This is a genomic window from Streptomyces sp. CC0208, from assembly GCF_003443735.1.
Lineage (GTDB): Bacteria > Actinomycetota > Actinomycetes > Streptomycetales > Streptomycetaceae > Streptomyces > Streptomyces sviceus.
This window is the reverse complement of the sequence record NZ_CP031969.1, coordinates 3,857,359-3,873,087: the sequence shown is the minus strand read 5'-3', so window position 1 is coordinate 3,873,087 and position 15,729 is coordinate 3,857,359. Positions and strand designations below refer to the sequence as shown.

The 15,729-nt window shown below is 70.0% G+C and carries 15 protein-coding genes; 12 read left to right on the top strand and 3 right to left on the bottom strand.

All coding sequences use genetic code 11. The features are described 5' to 3' along the window. Positions 1 to 7: 7 nt before the first annotated feature. The 7 genes from D1369_RS17600 to D1369_RS17570 all read left to right on the top strand — a co-directional run bounded on the left by D1369_RS17600 (position 8) and on the right by D1369_RS17570 (position 6,322). Complete coding sequence (locus tag D1369_RS17600; RefSeq protein ID WP_007383808.1) at positions 8 to 1,219, top strand: MFS transporter; 1,212 nt, start codon at positions 8 to 10, stop codon at positions 1,217 to 1,219. Then, positions 1,170 to 2,342 (top strand): acetoin utilization protein AcuC, encoded by a 1,173-nt coding sequence (locus D1369_RS17595; protein ID WP_037901011.1) that lies wholly within the window; start codon positions 1,170 to 1,172, stop codon positions 2,340 to 2,342. Before D1369_RS17600 ends, D1369_RS17595 begins: the two co-directional genes overlap by 50 nt. Before the next feature lie 191 nt (positions 2,343 to 2,533). Then, on the top strand, positions 2,534 to 3,349 hold the full coding sequence (locus D1369_RS17590; RefSeq protein ID WP_007383810.1) for a phosphatase: 816 nt from the start codon (positions 2,534 to 2,536) through the stop codon (positions 3,347 to 3,349). A 129-nt stretch (positions 3,350 to 3,478) separates the two neighbouring features. Then, complete coding sequence (locus D1369_RS17585; protein ID WP_016437488.1) at positions 3,479 to 3,688, top strand: helix-turn-helix domain-containing protein; 210 nt, start codon at positions 3,479 to 3,481, stop codon at positions 3,686 to 3,688. 178 nt (positions 3,689 to 3,866) lie between these two features. Further along, positions 3,867 to 3,965 (top strand): AURKAIP1/COX24 domain-containing protein, encoded by a 99-nt coding sequence (locus D1369_RS17580; RefSeq protein ID WP_003948845.1) that lies wholly within the window; start codon positions 3,867 to 3,869, stop codon positions 3,963 to 3,965. A 225-nt stretch (positions 3,966 to 4,190) separates the two neighbouring features. Then, a complete protein-coding gene (locus tag D1369_RS17575; RefSeq protein ID WP_118082521.1) occupies positions 4,191 to 5,255 on the top strand; it encodes an NAD-dependent epimerase/dehydratase family protein in 1,065 nt (354 codons plus the stop codon). A gap of 14 nt (positions 5,256 to 5,269) precedes the next feature. After that, a complete protein-coding gene (locus D1369_RS17570) occupies positions 5,270 to 6,322 on the top strand; it encodes a lysophospholipid acyltransferase family protein (protein ID WP_007383813.1) in 1,053 nt (350 codons plus the stop codon). A 71-nt stretch (positions 6,323 to 6,393) separates the two neighbouring features. On the opposite strand, the gene D1369_RS17565 is transcribed toward D1369_RS17570, so the two are convergent. The 3 genes from D1369_RS17565 to D1369_RS17555 form a co-directional block, all read right to left on the bottom strand. Next, entirely contained in the window at positions 6,394 to 7,608 is a 1,215-nt protein-coding gene (locus tag D1369_RS17565; protein WP_118082520.1) for a DUF5667 domain-containing protein, read from the bottom strand. Positions 7,609 to 7,841: 233 nt separating this feature from the next. Further along, positions 7,842 to 8,615, bottom strand: coding sequence for an ECF subfamily RNA polymerase sigma factor, BldN family (locus tag D1369_RS17560; RefSeq protein WP_007383815.1), 774 nt, complete (start codon positions 8,613 to 8,615; stop codon positions 7,842 to 7,844). A gap of 314 nt (positions 8,616 to 8,929) precedes the next feature. Further along, positions 8,930 to 9,856, bottom strand: a complete 927-nt coding sequence (locus tag D1369_RS17555; RefSeq protein ID WP_007383816.1) for an HAD-IB family hydrolase — start codon at positions 9,854 to 9,856, stop codon at positions 8,930 to 8,932. Between the two features lie 103 nt (positions 9,857 to 9,959). On the opposite strand from D1369_RS17555, the gene D1369_RS17550 reads away from it, so the two are divergent. From D1369_RS17550 to D1369_RS17530, 5 genes are all read left to right on the top strand, one after another. Further along, the gene (locus D1369_RS17550) at positions 9,960 to 10,238 is read left to right on the top strand and encodes a glutaredoxin family protein (protein ID WP_037903548.1); all 279 of its coding nucleotides are present in this window, start codon (positions 9,960 to 9,962) and stop codon (positions 10,236 to 10,238) included. Between the two features lie 209 nt (positions 10,239 to 10,447). Next, positions 10,448 to 11,215: a redox-sensing transcriptional repressor Rex gene (locus D1369_RS17545; protein WP_007383818.1), complete on the top strand. Its 768-nt coding sequence runs from the start codon at positions 10,448 to 10,450 to the stop codon at positions 11,213 to 11,215. After that, complete coding sequence (locus D1369_RS17540) at positions 11,212 to 12,921, top strand: glutamyl-tRNA reductase (RefSeq protein ID WP_007383819.1); 1,710 nt, start codon at positions 11,212 to 11,214, stop codon at positions 12,919 to 12,921. Before D1369_RS17545 ends, D1369_RS17540 begins: the two co-directional genes overlap by 4 nt. Next, a complete protein-coding gene (hemC, locus tag D1369_RS17535; protein WP_007383820.1) occupies positions 12,918 to 13,877 on the top strand; it encodes a hydroxymethylbilane synthase in 960 nt (319 codons plus the stop codon). The genes D1369_RS17540 and hemC overlap by 4 nt, the downstream gene beginning before the upstream one ends. Continuing rightward, on the top strand, positions 13,874 to 15,577 hold the full coding sequence (locus tag D1369_RS17530; RefSeq protein ID WP_007383821.1) for a bifunctional uroporphyrinogen-III C-methyltransferase/uroporphyrinogen-III synthase: 1,704 nt from the start codon (positions 13,874 to 13,876) through the stop codon (positions 15,575 to 15,577). The genes hemC and D1369_RS17530 overlap by 4 nt, the downstream gene beginning before the upstream one ends. Positions 15,578 to 15,729: the final 152 nt, after the last annotated feature.

The following is a 15,729-nucleotide window of genomic DNA, read 5'->3' as shown; positions in this document are numbered from 1 at the left end:
CGCCGCCATGACAGATGTGCTGCGGCGCGGTAGGGCCTCGCTGGCGTTCAGCTTCTTCGCGCAAGGTGTCGCCTTCGCTCTGCTGGTGACGCGGATCCCCGCGATCCAGGACCGGTACGGGGTCTCCGACGCCCTGCTGCCGGCCTTCCTGGCGGCCGTGCCGATCCTCGCCGGGGTCGGGAGTGTCTCGACCGAACACCTGGTGAAGCGAATACGCCCCAGTCGGCTGCTGCGGACCGCCCAGCCCGTCGTGCTCCTGGCGCTGCTCGGCGTGGGGGCCGGCGACTCGACGGTCGAACTCGGGGTTTCCCTCGCGGCCTTCGGGCTCGCCGTCGGCATGCTCGACGCGTCCATGAACATGCTCGGGGTGAGCCTGCAACGGTCGTACGGGCGAAGCATCATGCTGAGCTTCCACGCGGTGTTCAGTCTCGGCGGGATCGTGGGCGCCTCGCTCGCCTGGGTCGGGGCGCACTGGCACCTCGCGCTGTTCGTGTCCTATCTGCCGGTCGTGGTGGTGCTGGTGCCGCTGTGCCTGGTGGGGAGCCGGTGGTACGTCGACGGGGACGGCGCGGCCGTGGAGGAGAAGGCGCAGGGCGGGGACGGGGTCGTCTTCAAGCTGCTGCTGCCGCTGTGTCTGGTGATGACCTTCGCCTACATCGGGGACTCCACGGTCTCCAACTGGAGCGCGAAGTACCTCCAGGACGTGCTCGGGAGCAGTGAGCAGCTGGCGACCGTGCCGTACAACGTCTACATGGTGACGACCCTGCTGGGGCGGGCCATCGGGGACTTCGGGGTAAGGCGGTTCGGGGCGGCGACGGTCGTACGGGCGGGGGCGCTGGTGGCGGCCGTGGGGTTCGCGGTGGTGGCCGTGGCGCCCGGGCCGTGGGTGGGGATGCTCGGGTTCACGCTGCTGGGGCTGGGGTTGTGTGTGCTGGTGCCGCAGACCTTCGCGGCGGCCGGGCGGTTGTTCCCGGGGGCGTCGGATGCGGCGGTCGCCCGGCTCAATGTCTTCAACTACGTGGGGTTTCTGGTCGGTTCGCCGTTGGTGGGGGCGTTGGGGGACGCGTGGAGCTATCGCGGGGCCATGCTCGTGCCAATGGTGTTGGTGCTGGTGACGCTGGTGTACGCCAAGTCGTTCGCGGCTCAACCGGACCGATACGGTGGCGGGCATGAGCGGCCGCGCACAGCTGATGTGGGACGAGGCAGTAACGGGCTATGACTTCGGTCCGGACCATCCGATGGACCCGGTCCGGCTCGACCTGACCCGGCGACTGGTGGAGGCCTTCGGGCTGGACCGGGACGTGGAGGTCGTGGCCGCGAAGGCGGCGGGCGAGTCGACGCTGCGGCTCGTGCACCGGGAGGACTACGTCGAGGCCGTGAAGGCGGCCTCCGTGGACCCGGGGGCGGCCGACCAGTCGTACGGGCTGGGGACGATGGACGATCCGGCCTTCGAGCGGATGCACGAGGTGTCCGCGCTGATCGCCGGGCAGTCGGTGGGAGCGGCGGAGGCCGTGTGGCGCGGGGACGCGCTGCACGCGGTGAACTTCGCGGGTGGGCTGCACCATGCGATGCCGGGGGGAGCGTCCGGGTTCTGCATCTACAACGACGCCTCGCTCGCCATCGCGCGGCTGCTGGAGCTGGGGGCCCGCCGGGTCGCCTATGTCGATGTCGACGTACATCACGGGGACGGGGTGCAGGCGGCGTTCTGGGAGGATCCCCGGGTGCTGACGATCTCCCTGCACGAGCATCCCCGGACGCTCTTCCCGCAGACCGGATGGCCGGAGGAGACGGGGTCGGACTCGGCCGAGGGCAGCGCCGTGAACGTGGCGCTGCCGGCCGGGACGGGGGACGCGGGGTGGCTGCGGGCGTTCCACGCGGTGGTGCCGGAGCTCATCGCCGACTTTCGGCCGGATGTGCTGGTGACGCAGCACGGTGCCGATACGCACTTCGAGGATCCGCTGGCTCATCTCGCGGTGTCGCTGGACGCGCAGCGGGCGGTGCAGGTCGCCTGTCATGAGCTGGCGCACGAGTACGCCGGGGGGAAGTGGATCGCGTTGGGGGGCGGGGGGTACGCCGTGGTGGACGTCGTGCCCCGGTCCTGGACGCATCTGGTGGGGATCGCCGCGGGGCGGGCGATTGAGCCGGAGGCGGTGATCCCTGAGGGATGGCGCCAAGAGGTGTTCGCTCGGACTCGGCAGTTGGCGCCGGCGCGGATGACTGATGGGCGGTGGCCGGTGTCCTATGCGGAGTGGGATGCGGGGTACGACCCCGCGGACCGGCTCGATCAGGCGGTGCTGGCCACTCGGCGGGCGGTGTTTCCGTTGCGGGGGATGCTGGCGTAGCGCGCTGCGGGGTGCCGGGTGAGGTTGGGTGGCGGCTGCGGGTGCGTCGTGGCTGGTCGCGCCCACGCGGCGAAGCCGCATATCGAGACAGCCCCGCGCCCCTGAGGTGCGTGCAGGCAGCGTTACTCCACCTGTGCGGTAAATCTCCGTTCCCCAGGCACCCCCGCCCTCCATCCGCCACCATCTCTCCCGTGTTGAGCACCGGCGCCCTCCGCGCCCATCTGCTGGCCGCTCGTCTGGCCGGGCCCGTGGCCACCTCCCGGGAGGAGAGTCTGCGGAGGTATCGGTTGTTCGCGGCTCGGGATCCGAGAGTGCTGATCGGGATTGATCCCGAATGGTCCTGGAATGAGCAGGATCTGATCGATCTCATGGCTGACAAGTGCGGGGTTTCGGGCAATCCTCGACATAGAACTGGCCATGATGTGATCGATCCTGAGCGGACACTCGCCGCGCTCGACGCCTTCGCGGAGCGGCTCGCGGCAGTTGCCCAGCGCAGCGGGGCCGTGCTCCTCGGCACCGGTCATCCGCACCGACTGCTCGGGTTCTACGCCGCCCTCGCGGACGCCCTCTCGGCGGCGGGGTGTGCCGTCCTCACCCCTGCGTATGGTCGCTGTGTCGACATAACGACCCGGTTCGGTCTACGCACGTACAACCTTCAGTACGTACGGGGAGTCGCGCTCGTGCGGCGACGGGAGGCGGAGAGCTCCGGTGGTGAGCCGGGCGCACACACGCATTCACCGCTCCCGGTTCGTACCGCGCTGGCGGCCGCGGCAGAGAGTGGCGGGCCGCTTCCCGAGCTCGTGATCGGGGATCACGGATGGGTCTGCGGAGCAGGTCAGCTGGGGTTTGAGACCATTGGGCTCGCGGATACGGATGACCCCGCGCTCTTTGTGGGGGAGGCCGAGGGGGCCGTGTCCGTCGTCGTTCCACTTGATGACGGTGTGCGGTCTGATTACTACCGGCCGCTGACCCGCTACGTACTCAATCGAGCGTGTCTGTCACAGTAGGCCGCCGATGGGTGCACCTCTTCCCCACTTGCATCACCCGCCCCTACATTGGGGAGTGAGCACGCAGCGACGAAGAGTCACCGGAAGGGGAAGCCGGTGGCCGTCGAGTGCGGAAGGTTCAGGTGTGTCATGGCTGCTGAACAGAGGCCTCTGAGTGAGGTTCAGTTCCTTACCGTGGCGGAAGTCGCCTCGGTGATGCGAGTGTCGAAGATGACCGTGTACCGGCTGGTGCACAGCGGTCATCTGCCCGCGATCAGGGTGGGACGGTCCTTCCGTGTCCCCGAGAACGCGGTTCACGAGTACCTCCGCGAGAGCTATGTGGGGGTGGAGACGGCCTGACGACGACCGGACTCGGGGAGGTTCCCAAGGGGTCTCAGGGCACTCGTGGCCCCCTGCCGGATCTCCCCGGTTCACCTCGATTACGACCTCAGCGCTCGGGCGGGTAGGCTAGCCCCTCGTAGGTCGTATGGGCCCATGGCGCCCAGCACCGAGTGATGAGAAGTGAGCGAGGGTAGTCGTGGGCTCTGTTATTAAGAAGCGGCGCAAGCGGATGGCCAAGAAGAAGCACCGCAAGCTGCTCAAGCGCACGCGCGTTCAGCGTCGCAACAAGAAGTAAGCGACGTCGCGTAAGCGTGGTTGTGGCCCCCCACCCAATGTCGGTGGGGGGCCACACGCGTGTCAGGACGTGGCAGTGGGCTGGATGTCGTCACCTCACGCAGTGGGCGGTCATCACAGCGCAACATCGAACCGCTAAGTTGGCGGCACACGGGGAACGCGGCACAGGCTGGGGCTGTACAGGAGCCGTACAGGCTGGACTACGGCTGGAAGGAAGGCGCTGATCTTGGGAAAGGTCGTGCTCGTCACCGGAGTGGCCCGACAGCTGGGAGGCCGCTTCGTACGACGCATACAGCGTGACCCACAGGTGGACCGGGTGATCGCCGTGGACGCGGTGTCGCCGGAACACCATCTGGGCGGTGCCGACTTCATCCAGGCGGACATCAGGCAGCCCGGCATCGCGCGGATCCTCGCGGAGACGGCCGCCGACACGGTCGTACACCTGGATGTGACAGGGATGGCGCTCGGCAGCGGGAGCCGGACCACGGTCAAGGAGACCAATGTCATCGGCACCATGCAGCTGCTTGGTGCCTGCCAGAAGTCGCCGAACGTGCAGCGGCTGGTGGTGAAGTCCAGTACGAACGTGTACGGGTCCGCGCCCCGCGATCCCGCCGTGTTCACGGAGACCACCCCGCCCAAGTCGCTGCCCTCCGGCGGCTTCGCCAAGGACACGGTCGAGGTCGAGGGGTATGTGCGCGGCTTCGCGCGGCGACGCCCCGACGTGGCCGTGTGCGTGCTCAGGTTCGCCAACATCCTGGGGCCGACCGCGGACACCCCGCTCGCCTCGTACTTCGCGCTGCCGGTGCTGCCGACCGTGTTCGGGTACGACCCGCGGTTGCAGTTCGTGCACGAGGACGACGTGATCGAGGTGCTCAGGATGGCCTCGCACGAGCCGGAGCGGGGCACGCTGAACAGCGGAACCTTCAACATCGCGGGCGACGGGGTTCTGTTGCTGTCGCAGTGTTCCCGGCGGCTCGGCCGGCCCACCGTGCCCCTGCTGCTGCCGGCCGTCACCTGGGCCGGGTCGCTGGTGCGTACGCTGGGGATGACGGACTTCTCGCCCGAGCAGATCCGGCTGCTGACCCACGGCCGGGTCGTGTCGACGGTCCAGATGCGCGAGACGCTCGGGTTCCGGCCGAAGTACACGACGGCGGAGACCTTCGCGGACTTCGCGCGCAGCCAGGGCCCCGGGCTGCTGCCGCCGGAGGCCCTCGCGGGGGCCGTCGACCGGATCGCCGCGCTGCCGCCCCTGGCGGGCAGCGGCCACCCCCCGACGCAGAGCGCCAACTGAGGAGCGCATCAACGATGGCGGACGCCAAGGTCATTCCGTTCGACGACGACCGGTCCCGCGCAGGGGCCGTACAGCGGCCGGCGCGGCGCCGGAGCACGGGAAGCCGGCGCAAGGGTCCCGAGCCCGCGCTGGTCCGTGAGGTCCAGCCCCTGCCCAGCGCGGCTTCCGCGCAGGATGATGTTCCCGTGACGCGTGAGGAACAGCCGCCGCAGCCGGCGCATGACGAGGGCGGCCTGGAGCGGCGTGTCGCCGCGGGCCTCAGCTTCCTGCGCCGCCGGCTCACCGGGGACTACGAGGTCGACGACTTCGGCTACGACGAGGAACTCACCGACCAGGTCCTGATGTCCCTGCTGCGGCCGGTGTACGAGAAGTACTTCCGTGTCGAGGTGAAGGGCGTCGAGAACATCCCGGCCGAGGGCGGGGCGCTGATCGTCGCCAACCACTCCGGGACGCTGCCGCTGGACGGCCTGATGATGCAGGTCGCCGTCCACGACCACCACCCCGCTGACCGGCATCTGCGGCTGCTGGCGGCGGACCTGGTGTTCATGCTGCCGGTGGTCAACGAACTCGCCCGCAAGGCCGGTCACACCCTCGCCTGCGCCGAGGACGCCGAACGGCTGCTGGGGCGCGGTGAACTGGTCGGTGTGATGCCGGAGGGCTTCAAGGGCATCGGCAAGCCCTTCAGCGAGCGCTACAAGCTCCAGCGGTTCGGCCGGGGCGGCTTCGTCTCCACGGCCCTGCGCCAGCGCACCCCGATCATTCCGTGCTCGATCGTGGGCGCGGAGGAGATCTACCCGATGATCGGCAACGCGAAGACCCTGGCCCGCTTGCTGGGCTTCCCGTACTTCCCGCTGACGCCGACGTTCCCTTGGCTGGGTCCGTTGGGGGCGGTTCCGTTGCCGACGAAGTGGACGATCCAGTTCGGCGAGCCGATCCCGACGGACGGTTATCCGCCGGAGGCCGCCGAGGACCCGATGCTGATGTTCAACCTGACCGACCAGGTGAGGGAACAGATCCAGCACACGCTCTACAAGCTGTTGGTGCAGCGGCGGTCGGTGTTCTTCTGACGGGGTGATCAAGGTACGACGGTGGGGGCGCCCTTTGCAGGAAGGGCGCCCCCACCGTCGTACCGGAAGAGCTAGTTCGCGTCCTCGCCGTTGATGCCCAGGCCGGGCAGGAGGCCCGGGAGGAGGGGCGGGAGGGTGACGTCCGGGTCGGCCGAGGGGGCCGGGGACGTCGGGGTGGCGGTGCCGGTGTCCTTCGGGGGGTCGAGGAGGCCGCCGGTGTTGCCGCCGAGCAGGCCGTCGTCCTGGCTGCCGGACGGGGTCGACTTGCTCGGGCTGCTGCTGCCGGTGTGCTCCGAGGAGCCGCCGGTGCCACCCGGGGCCTTGGAGCGGCCCGAGCCGGTCGAGGTGTCCGAGGACGTCGGCCCGGCGCCCTGCTGCTGTCCCGGTCCGCCGCCACGGGCCGGGGGTTCGGGGAGCAGGGACTGGAGCGGCGCGACCTCTTCGTCTATGGCGTCGAAGACCTCGGACACCTGGTCGCTGACGTCGCCGAGCTGGACGGGCAGCCGGTCGCGGAGCGCCCCCCAGGCCTCGCGGTGCGAGCGCGAGAAACTGGAGAGGGCCTGGATGGGGCCCAGGGAGTTCGGGTCGTGCTCGTACGCCTCGTGCAGCAGTCGGTGGCCCTCGGAGGCGTCGTGCTGCATGCCGGACAGCGCGCGGCGGATCTCGCCCACGGACTCGTGGTCGAGGTGACCGCCCCGGCCGCGCTCCATCAGGCGGCGGGCCTCGTTCAGCCGGGTGGAGGCCTGGTCGAGGTAGGCGACACCGCGCTCGTCGTCCCCGTCGGACAGGTAGGTGAGCTTGAAGTCCTCGATGCCGCGCTTGAGGCCGTACAGCGAGTCCCCGGGCAGGGCGTCCGAGCTGGCCGCGGCCACTCCGCCGAAGGCTCCGGCGGCGACTCCGACGCTCAGGCCGCCCGCGGCCAGGCCCTTGGTGAGCCGGGAACGCGGTCGCAGTTTCCCGAGCGGACTCGCCCGGTGGGTGCCTTTGGCCCGATGGGAGCGCTGTTCGGGGACCGCGGGTTCCGCCCCGTCGCCCTCCAGCAGCATGGCCTCCATCGCGGCCACCAGCTGGGCTCGCTGGACGACCTTGACCTCGGGGTCCAGCTCAGGCCTGGGCAGCTCGCCGAGACACTCCGCGAGGGCCAACAGACGGCCCGGATCGGGGTGTTCCGCGGCGGCCGGAGCTGGTCCTTCGGACTGCTCGGCCGCCGGTTCCCGGTCGGACTGCTCCTCCAGGGCCTGGGCGAAGGCGTTCGCCCGCCGGTGCGCCGATACGTTCGCGATCACTGGCGGCACCTCCTCTCGTCATGACGGTCGACTCCCCAGGGGGTCCTGAGGGTTGCACACCCTGAGCACAAGCACCCGATCGAGTGATCGGAGTCGGCCAGGGAGTGACCACAGGGAGCCTGCATCCCGCACAACGAGTGGCGTGGCACTTGGGTTACGCACTGCGGATGATCGGATCGCGGAGTCAACGGACTTTCACCGAGAGCGAGTTGGCGATTACCGGGCGTGCGCTCTCAGCGGGCGTCGTCCGGGAGGAGTCGGGCCAGGGTGCGGACGGCCCGGTACTGGAGGGTTTTGATGGCGCCCTCGTTCTTGCCCATCACCCGGGCGGTCTCGGCGACGGAGAGGCCCTGGAGGAAGCGGAGGGTCACGCACTCCTGCTGCTGGGGGTTGAGCCGGCGGACGGCGTCCAGCAGCGCGGCGTTGGAGAGGGACTCCAGGACGGAGTCCTCGGGTGAGCGCTCGACCTCGTTGGCGTCGAGCATCTCGCCGGTGGTGATCTCCAGTCGGAACCGGCTCGACTTGAAGTGGTCTGCGACGAGGTTGCGCGCGATGGTGACGAGCCAGGCGCCGAAGTCGCGGCCCTGCCATGTGAAGGTGCCGATCCTTCTGAGCGCACGCAGGAACGTCTCGCTCGTCAGGTCCTCGGCGGTGGCCTTACCTCCTACCCGGTAATAGATGTACCGGTACACCGTGTCGCTGTACTGGTCGTACAGGCGGCCGAAAGCGTCGGCCTCGCCGGCCTGGGCGCGTTCGACCAGGTCCATCATGCGGGCGCTGTCGCTGTCCGCGGCGGGACGGCGGGCCGGTGCGGCACCGGTCGAACGCCCTCGTCTGCCGACGGCCGCGGAACCGTCGGCCAGTGCATAGCACGGGCCGACCGGTGCCGCGGCTACGGCGAGGGCGGGGACGGCGTACGCGGTGGGGACGAAGCCGCGCAACAGGTCGAGGACCGTTGCGCGCAGCGTAGCCAGGCCCGAGGCGTCAACCCCGACGTGTGGGTACACGGGACTCCCAGAGGCAGAGCTTCCATCACGTGCAGTGCGGGACCGTTCACCCGTCGTAGCGACGGAGAGGTACCGGATTGCGTCTGAGGAGAATAACGCTTAGTGCAGGCGCTGCTACACCCAGTTGCTCTATTCATCGATTACGTCGCTTCCGTAACCGATTGGGGGCCCTTCAAGTACCACAGAGTGACCGGTTGTTGATCGAAAACGGTCGCGTTCTGTCAGAGAACGGGGCGTGTTGTGGCCGTGTGCAGCCAATGTGCCTGCACACGGGGTTACGCGTACAAAACCCGGGGATTGGTGTGTTTGCCTGGTTACCGGCGGCGCTTGTGCAGGGCGATCGCCGCAGCCGTGCCGCCCGCCACCGCTCCCACGCCCGCGGCCGCCGGGATGCCGACCTTCGCCGCCTTGCGGCCCGTGCGGTAGTCGCGCAGCCGCCAGTCCAGTCGGCGGGCGTGCTTGCGGAGCTTGGTGTCCGGGTTGATCGCGTAGGGGTGACCCACCAGCGAGAGCATCGGGATGTCGTTGTGGCTGTCGCTGTACGCCGCGCAGCGCGACAGGTCGAGCCCCTCCGCCGCCGCCAGGGCGCGGACCGCCTCCGCCTTCGCGGGGCCGTGCAGGGGCTCGCCGACGAGCTTGCCCGTGTAGACGCCGTCCACCGACTCCGCCACCGTGCCGAGCGCGCCGGTGAGACCGAGGCGGCGGGCGATCACCTGGGCGATCTCCACCGGGGCCGCCGTGACCAGCCACACCTTCTGGCCGGCGTCCAGGTGCGCCTGTGCCAGCGCGCGCGTGCCCGGCCAGATGCGCTCGGCCATGTACTCGTCGTAGATCTCCTCGCCGATCGACTGGAGCTCGGCGACGCGGTGGCCCTTCACGATGGAGAGCGCCGAGTCACGGGCCTCCTGCATGTGTTCGGGGTCCTCGACGCCGGCCAGGCGGAACCACGCCTGCTGCCAGGCGAACTTCGCGAGGTCGCGGGTCTCGAAGAACTTCCGTTTGTACAGGCCGCGGCCGAAGTGGAAGAGGGCGGCGCCCTGCATCACCGTGTTGTCCAGGTCGAAGAAGGCGGCGGCCTTGTCGTCGCCCAGTACCGGGAACTGTGACTCCGGTTCCGTACCGAGGGTCTGCTCGACCTCCTGGGAGGACTTGCGCGCAGCCTCCGCCGAAGCCTCGCCTGCCAACACACTTCGCGCCGTGGCGGAGCGCCTACGGGGAGTGAGCCATCCGAGAGCGGCCATGGCGTGAGCATAGCCAGTTTGTTCGGTGGTTCCGGAGTCGAGAGGTTTGAAGGGTGTGAACACTCCGGGACCGTGCCGTTAAACAAGGGCGAGAATGGCCGGCATGAGTCCTATTTTCGGCCGCAGGGCGGCCAGGCTTCCCGAGGAACGGCTCGTCACGCTCATCCGCAAGCCGGGCTGTCATCTGTGTGACGACGCCCAGGCCGTGATCGAGAAGGTGTGTGGAGATCTCGGGGTTCCGTGGGAGCAGAAGAGCATTGACGAGGATCCTCGACTCCACGATCAGTACTGGGAGCAGATCCCGGTGGTCCTCGTCGACGGGGAGCAGCACACTTTCTGGCGGGTGGACGAGGGCCGCCTCCGTCAGGCCCTGACCGTTTAGGATCGATGGCGAAGTGGCCTCGGGGGCGGGATTGATGAGGGAAGTGTGCGGTTTTGCCTCCGAGAGAGACGCGCGTGACCCCGGTCACGTTGGCCGGGCAAATCGGACACCATCTTTGTGCACGCGTTCACAAAGACATAGCCTGCTTTCGACGGGGCGGTCCGGGGACGTGTGACCGCCTACAGCCCCGCTCTACCCGCAGGAGCACCGTGGCAACTGGCCGAACTCACCGACCGGCGACCCGTAGCCGAGGGATTCCCGAGGCCACCGTCGCCAGGCTTCCGCTGTACCTCCGCGCTCTGACCGCACTGTCGGAGCGCTCGGTACCCACGGTCTCCTCCGAGGAGCTCGCGGCCGCCGCGGGGGTCAACTCCGCGAAGCTGCGCAAGGACTTCTCCTACCTGGGTTCTTACGGAACGCGCGGTGTCGGCTACGACGTCGAGTATCTCGTCTACCAGATCTCCCGTGAACTGGGGCTCACCCAGGACTGGCCGGTTGTGATCGTCGGTATCGGCAACCTCGGCGCGGCTCTCGCCAACTACGGCGGCTTCGCGTCCCGCGGATTCCGGGTCGCGGCGCTGATCGACGCCGATCCGGCGATGGCGGGCAAGCCGGTCGCGGGCATTCCGGTGCAGCACTCGGACGACCTGGAAAAGATCATCGAGGACAACGGCGTGTCGATCGGTGTCATCGCGACCCCCGCCGGTGCCGCCCAGCCGGTCTGCGACCGGCTCGTGGCCGCCGGGGTCACCTCCATCCTGAACTTCGCGCCGACCGTGCTCTCCGTGCCGGACGGCGTCGACGTGCGCAAGGTCGACCTCTCCATCGAGCTGCAGATCCTCGCCTTCCACGAGCAGCGCAAGGCCGGTGAGGAGGCCGCCGCCGCTTCCGACGGCGCCGGTCCGGTCGTCGCCGGCCGCAGCGACTCCGCCGACAAAGGGCCCGACGGGGACGTACCCGCCGTGATGCCGGCATGAGTCTCCTCGTCGTCGGGCTGAGCCACCGCAGCGCGCCGGTCAGCGTGCTGGAGCGGGCGGCACTGCATGCCGATGCGCAGATGAAGTTGCTCCAGGACACCGTCGCCGCGGAGCCGGCCGCGGAGGCCGCGGTGCTCGCGACCTGCAACCGGATCGAGCTGTACGCCGACGTGGACAAGTTCCACGCGGGTGTGGCCGAGTTGTCCACGCTGCTCGCCCAGCACAGCGGGGTGGGGCTGGACGAGCTCACTCCCTATCTCTACGTGCACTACGAGGACCGGGCCGTCCATCACCTGTTCTCGGTGGCCTGCGGGCTCGACTCCATGGTCGTCGGGGAGGGGCAGATCCTCGGGCAGATCAAGGACTCCCTGGCCCGGGCGCAGGAGTTGCACACCGCCGGGCGGCTGCTGAACGACCTGTTCCAGCAGGCGCTGCGGGTCGGGAAGCGGGCGCACTCCGAGACGGGGATCGATCGCGCCGGGCAGTCGCTGGTGACGTTCGGGCTGGAGCAGTTGGCTTCCGGTACGGCGGTGCAGGACTGGGCGCTCGGCAAGAAGGCGCTGGTCATCGGGGCCGGGTCCATGTCCTCGCTGGCCGCGGCGACGCTGGCGCGGGTCGGGGTGGCGGAGATCGTGGTCGCCAACCGGACCGCTGAGCGGGCCGAGCGGCTTGCGGAGATCCTCAATGACGCGGCCGACTCGGACGTGCTGGCCCGTGCGGTACCGATGGCTTCGGTGTCGGACGAGCTGACACGTGCCGATGTCGTGGTGTCGTGCACGGGGGCCACCGGGCTTGTTCTGTCGGCTGAGGCTGTTGCCGCCGGGCGGGGGCTGGACCCGCAGCCCGGCGCCGGCGAGGTGCCGTCCCGCTTCGGGTCGGGAGCCGCCCAGGCGGCACGACTGCCCGCGGACCACGGGACGGAGGAAAACTGTCCTCTGGACCTGCCTCCGATGCCCGCCACCGCCGGGTTCTCCGTGCTCGGGGAAGCCGCCGTCGCCGGGATGGCCGCTTCCGAGCTGGAGCAGCACGCCGCCTGGGTGGACAACGCGCCTCGACCGCAGGGGTCCGTGGCCGTCGTCGATCCCGTGCAGGAGGCCGACGCCATCGCCGCGCTCGCGGCCACCGCCGCTGCCCTCGGGCGGGTTCCCGAGCGGCGCAGGCCCGAGCCCGTCGCCGAGATCCCGCGGCCGACCCCCTCGCTCTTCCTGCTCGACCTCGCCATGCCCCGGGACATCGACCCCGCCGTGCACCGGCTGGGCGGCGTGCGGCTCGTCGACATCGAGTCGCTCGCCGAGGCTTCGGCGGACGCTCCCATGGCGGCCGACGTCGACCAGGTCCGCCGTATCGTCGCCGACGAGGTCGCCGCCTTCGGGGCGGCGCTGCGGGCCGCGCACATCACACCGACCGTGGTCGCGCTGCGGACCATGGCCGCCGACGTCGTCGCCGGTGAGATCGCCCGGCTCGACGGGCGGCTGCCGGGTCTCGACGACAAGCAGCGCAGTGAGATCACGCAGACCGTGCGGCGGGTGGTCGACAAGCTGCTGCACGCGCCGACCGTACGGGTCAAGCAGCTCGCTGCCGAGCCCGGCGGTGCCGGGTACGCGGACGCGCTGCGGACCTTGTTCGACCTCGACCCCGAGACGGTGGCCGCCGTCTCCCGCGCCGAGGACAGCACCACCGATGAGAAAGACCGAGGCTCGTCATGAGTACCAAGGCGCTACGGCTCGGGACCAGGCGGAGCAAACTCGCCCTGGCCCAGTCCGGGCGGGTGGCGGAAGCCGTGAGCCAGGTGACCGGGCGGCCCGTCGAGCTCGTGGAGATCACCACGTACGGCGATGTATCCAAGGAGGCGCTCGCGCAGATCGGCGGCACCGGTGTCTTCGTGACCGCGCTGCGCGAGGCCCTGCTCAAGGGCGAGGTCGACTTCGCGGTGCACTCGCTGAAGGACCTGCCGACCGGGCAGCCGGACGAGCTGGTGCTGGCCGCGCTCCCCGAGCGCGAGGACCCGCGGGACGTGATCGTCGCCCGGGACGCCCTGAAGTTCACCGACCTGCCCCCGGGCGCCCGCATCGGTACCGGTTCGCCCCGGCGGACCGCGCAGCTGAACGCGTACGCCCGCGCGCACGGACTTGATATCGAGACGGTTGCGATCCGGGGGAACATCGACACCCGGATGCGGTTCGTGCGCGATGGTGAGCTGGATGCGGTGGTGCTGGCAGCCGCTGGGCTGCAGCGCATCGGCCGGATCGACGAAGTGACCGATTTCCTCTCGGTCGACACGGTTTTGCCCGCTCCCGGCCAGGGAGCACTCGCGATCGAGTGCACCGCGGACAACGCGGACCTGATCGCAGCGCTCGGCGAGCTCGACGACCCGTTCACACGGGTCGCCGTGACCGCCGAGCGGTCACTGCTCGCCGCCCTGGAGGCCGGCTGCTCCGCCCCTGTGGGCGCGCTGGCCGACCTGCTGGCCGACGGGCAGATTGTCAAGGAAATGCGCCTGCGAGGCGTCGTCGGCACCACCGACGGCTCGCGCATGGTGCAGTTGTCCACCACCGGTCCCGTGCCCGAGACGTACGACCAGGCAATGGCGCTCGGCCGTGAACTCGCGGCCGAGATGCTTGCCCAGGGCGCGGCCGGTCTGATGGGGGAGCGAGCACAGTGAGCCCCACCACTCTTCCCGCCGGTCCTGAACACGGGCACGTCACCTTCCTGGGTGCCGGACCCGGAGATCCGGGACTGCTGACTCTGCGCGCCGTCGAGGCGCTCACGAACGCGGACGTTCTCGTCGCCGGGCACGAGGTGCTCGACGTCGTGCGCGTCCACGCTCGGTCGGGCGTCGCCGTCGTGGACACGGACACGGAGTCGCCTTCGGCTCCGGGTCCGGGCACGGGCGCGCCCCAACTGACAGTCGTTGACGGCACGTCAACAACCGCTCCTGTCCCCGCTGTACGGGATGCGGCACATCTTGTCATGGAGGCCGCGCGGGGCGGCAGGCGGGTCGTGCGTGCGGTGTCCGGGGACCCCGGGCTCGACGCGTACGCCGCCGAGGAGATGCTGGCCTGCGCCCGCGCGGGCGTGCCCTTCGAGGTCGTGCCCGGTGTGGCCGCGGCCGTCGGCGTGCCGGCGTACGCCGGTGTCCCGCTGCGGGACGCGCAGGGCGCGGACGTACGGTTCGTGGACGCGCGGACGGCCTCCGACCGGTGCTGGACGGAGGTGGGGGTGTCGGACGGGACCGTGGTCGTGTCGACGACCCTGGACTCCGTGGGCGCCGCCGCCGGCGAACTGGTCGCGGCCGGGCGCAAGCCCGACACCCCGATGACCGTCACCGTCGCCGGTACGACCACGCGTCAGCGGACCTGGACGGCCACCCTGGGCACCATCGCCCAGACGCTCAAGCAGGCCAAGGTGCTGCCCTCGCCCGAGGGCGGGCGGCCGGTGATAGCCGTGGTCGGTGAGCGCTCGGCCGCAGCCCAGCGCGACCAGCTGTCGTGGTTCGAGAACAAGCCGCTGTTCGGCTGGAAGGTTCTCGTGCCGCGCACGAAGGAGCAGGCTGCCTCGCTCTCCGACCAGCTCAGGTCCTATGGCGCCGTGCCGCACGAGGTGCCCACGATCGCTGTCGAGCCGCCCCGCACGCCCCAGCAGATGGAGCGGGCGGTCAAGGGGCTCGTCACCGGACGCTACGAGTGGATCGCCTTCACCTCGGTCAACGCCGTCAAGGCCGTCCGGGAGAAGTTCGAGGAGTACGGGCTCGACGCCCGGGCCTTCGCCGGGATCAAGGTCGCCGCGGTGGGGGAGCAGACGGCGAACGCGCTGATCGCCTTCGGTGTGAAGCCCGATCTGGTGCCGAGCGGTGAGCAGTCGGCCGCCGGTCTTCTCGAGGACTGGCCGCCGTACGACCCCGTCTTCGATCCGATCGACCGGGTGTTCCTGCCGCGTGCCGACATCGCGACCGAGACGCTGGTCGCCGGGCTCATCGAGCTCGGGTGGGAGGTCGACGACGTCACCGCCTACCGGACCGTGCGCGCCTCGCCGCCGCCCGCGGAGACCCGGGAGGCGATCAAGGGGGGCGGGTTCGACGCCGTGCTCTTCACGTCGTCGTCCACCGTGCGGAACCTGGTGGGTATCGCCGGGAAGCCGCACAACGTGACCGTGATCGCGTGTATCGGGCCGGCTACGGCGAAGACCGCGGAGGAGCACGGGCTTCGGGTCGATGTCATGGCTCCCGAGCCGTCCGTGCACAAGCTGGCCGAGGCGCTGGCCGACTTCGGGCTGCGGCGGCGTGCAGCCGCCCTGGAGGCGGGGGACCCCGTGACACGGCCGAGTGAGCGGCGGCCGGGGGCCAGGCGTCGTCGTACCACCTGACTCGGGTCTGCCCTGGGCCGTTCGGATCCCCTGCTCCACCGGGGTGACGGGCGGCTCAGGGCGGACCCTTCGCTTCTGCCGTGACCACCTGGCCAGGTCACGCAGGGCTGTGCCCATCACGGGTTCGGATGCTGTGGATACTTCCGCCCCGG

Excerpts from the sequence above, each read along its gene's own strand:
- D1369_RS17600 (WP_007383808.1), top strand. The coding sequence starts at position 8 with ATGACAGATGTGCTGCGGCGCGGTAGGGCCTCGCTGGCGTTCAGCTTC.
- D1369_RS17595 (WP_037901011.1), top strand. The coding sequence starts at position 1,170 with ATGAGCGGCCGCGCACAGCTGATGTGGGACGAGGCAGTAACGGGCTAT.
- D1369_RS17585 (WP_016437488.1), top strand. The coding sequence starts at position 3,479 with ATGGCTGCTGAACAGAGGCCTCTGAGTGAGGTTCAGTTCCTTACCGTG.
- D1369_RS17570 (WP_007383813.1), top strand. The coding sequence starts at position 5,270 with ATGGCGGACGCCAAGGTCATTCCGTTCGACGACGACCGGTCCCGCGCA.
- D1369_RS17555 (WP_007383816.1), bottom strand. The coding sequence starts at position 9,856 with ATGGCCGCTCTCGGATGGCTCACTCCCCGTAGGCGCTCCGCCACGGCG.
- D1369_RS17550 (WP_037903548.1), top strand. The coding sequence starts at position 9,960 with ATGAGTCCTATTTTCGGCCGCAGGGCGGCCAGGCTTCCCGAGGAACGG.
- D1369_RS17540 (WP_007383819.1), top strand. The coding sequence starts at position 11,212 with ATGAGTCTCCTCGTCGTCGGGCTGAGCCACCGCAGCGCGCCGGTCAGC.
- hemC (WP_007383820.1), top strand. The coding sequence starts at position 12,918 with ATGAGTACCAAGGCGCTACGGCTCGGGACCAGGCGGAGCAAACTCGCC.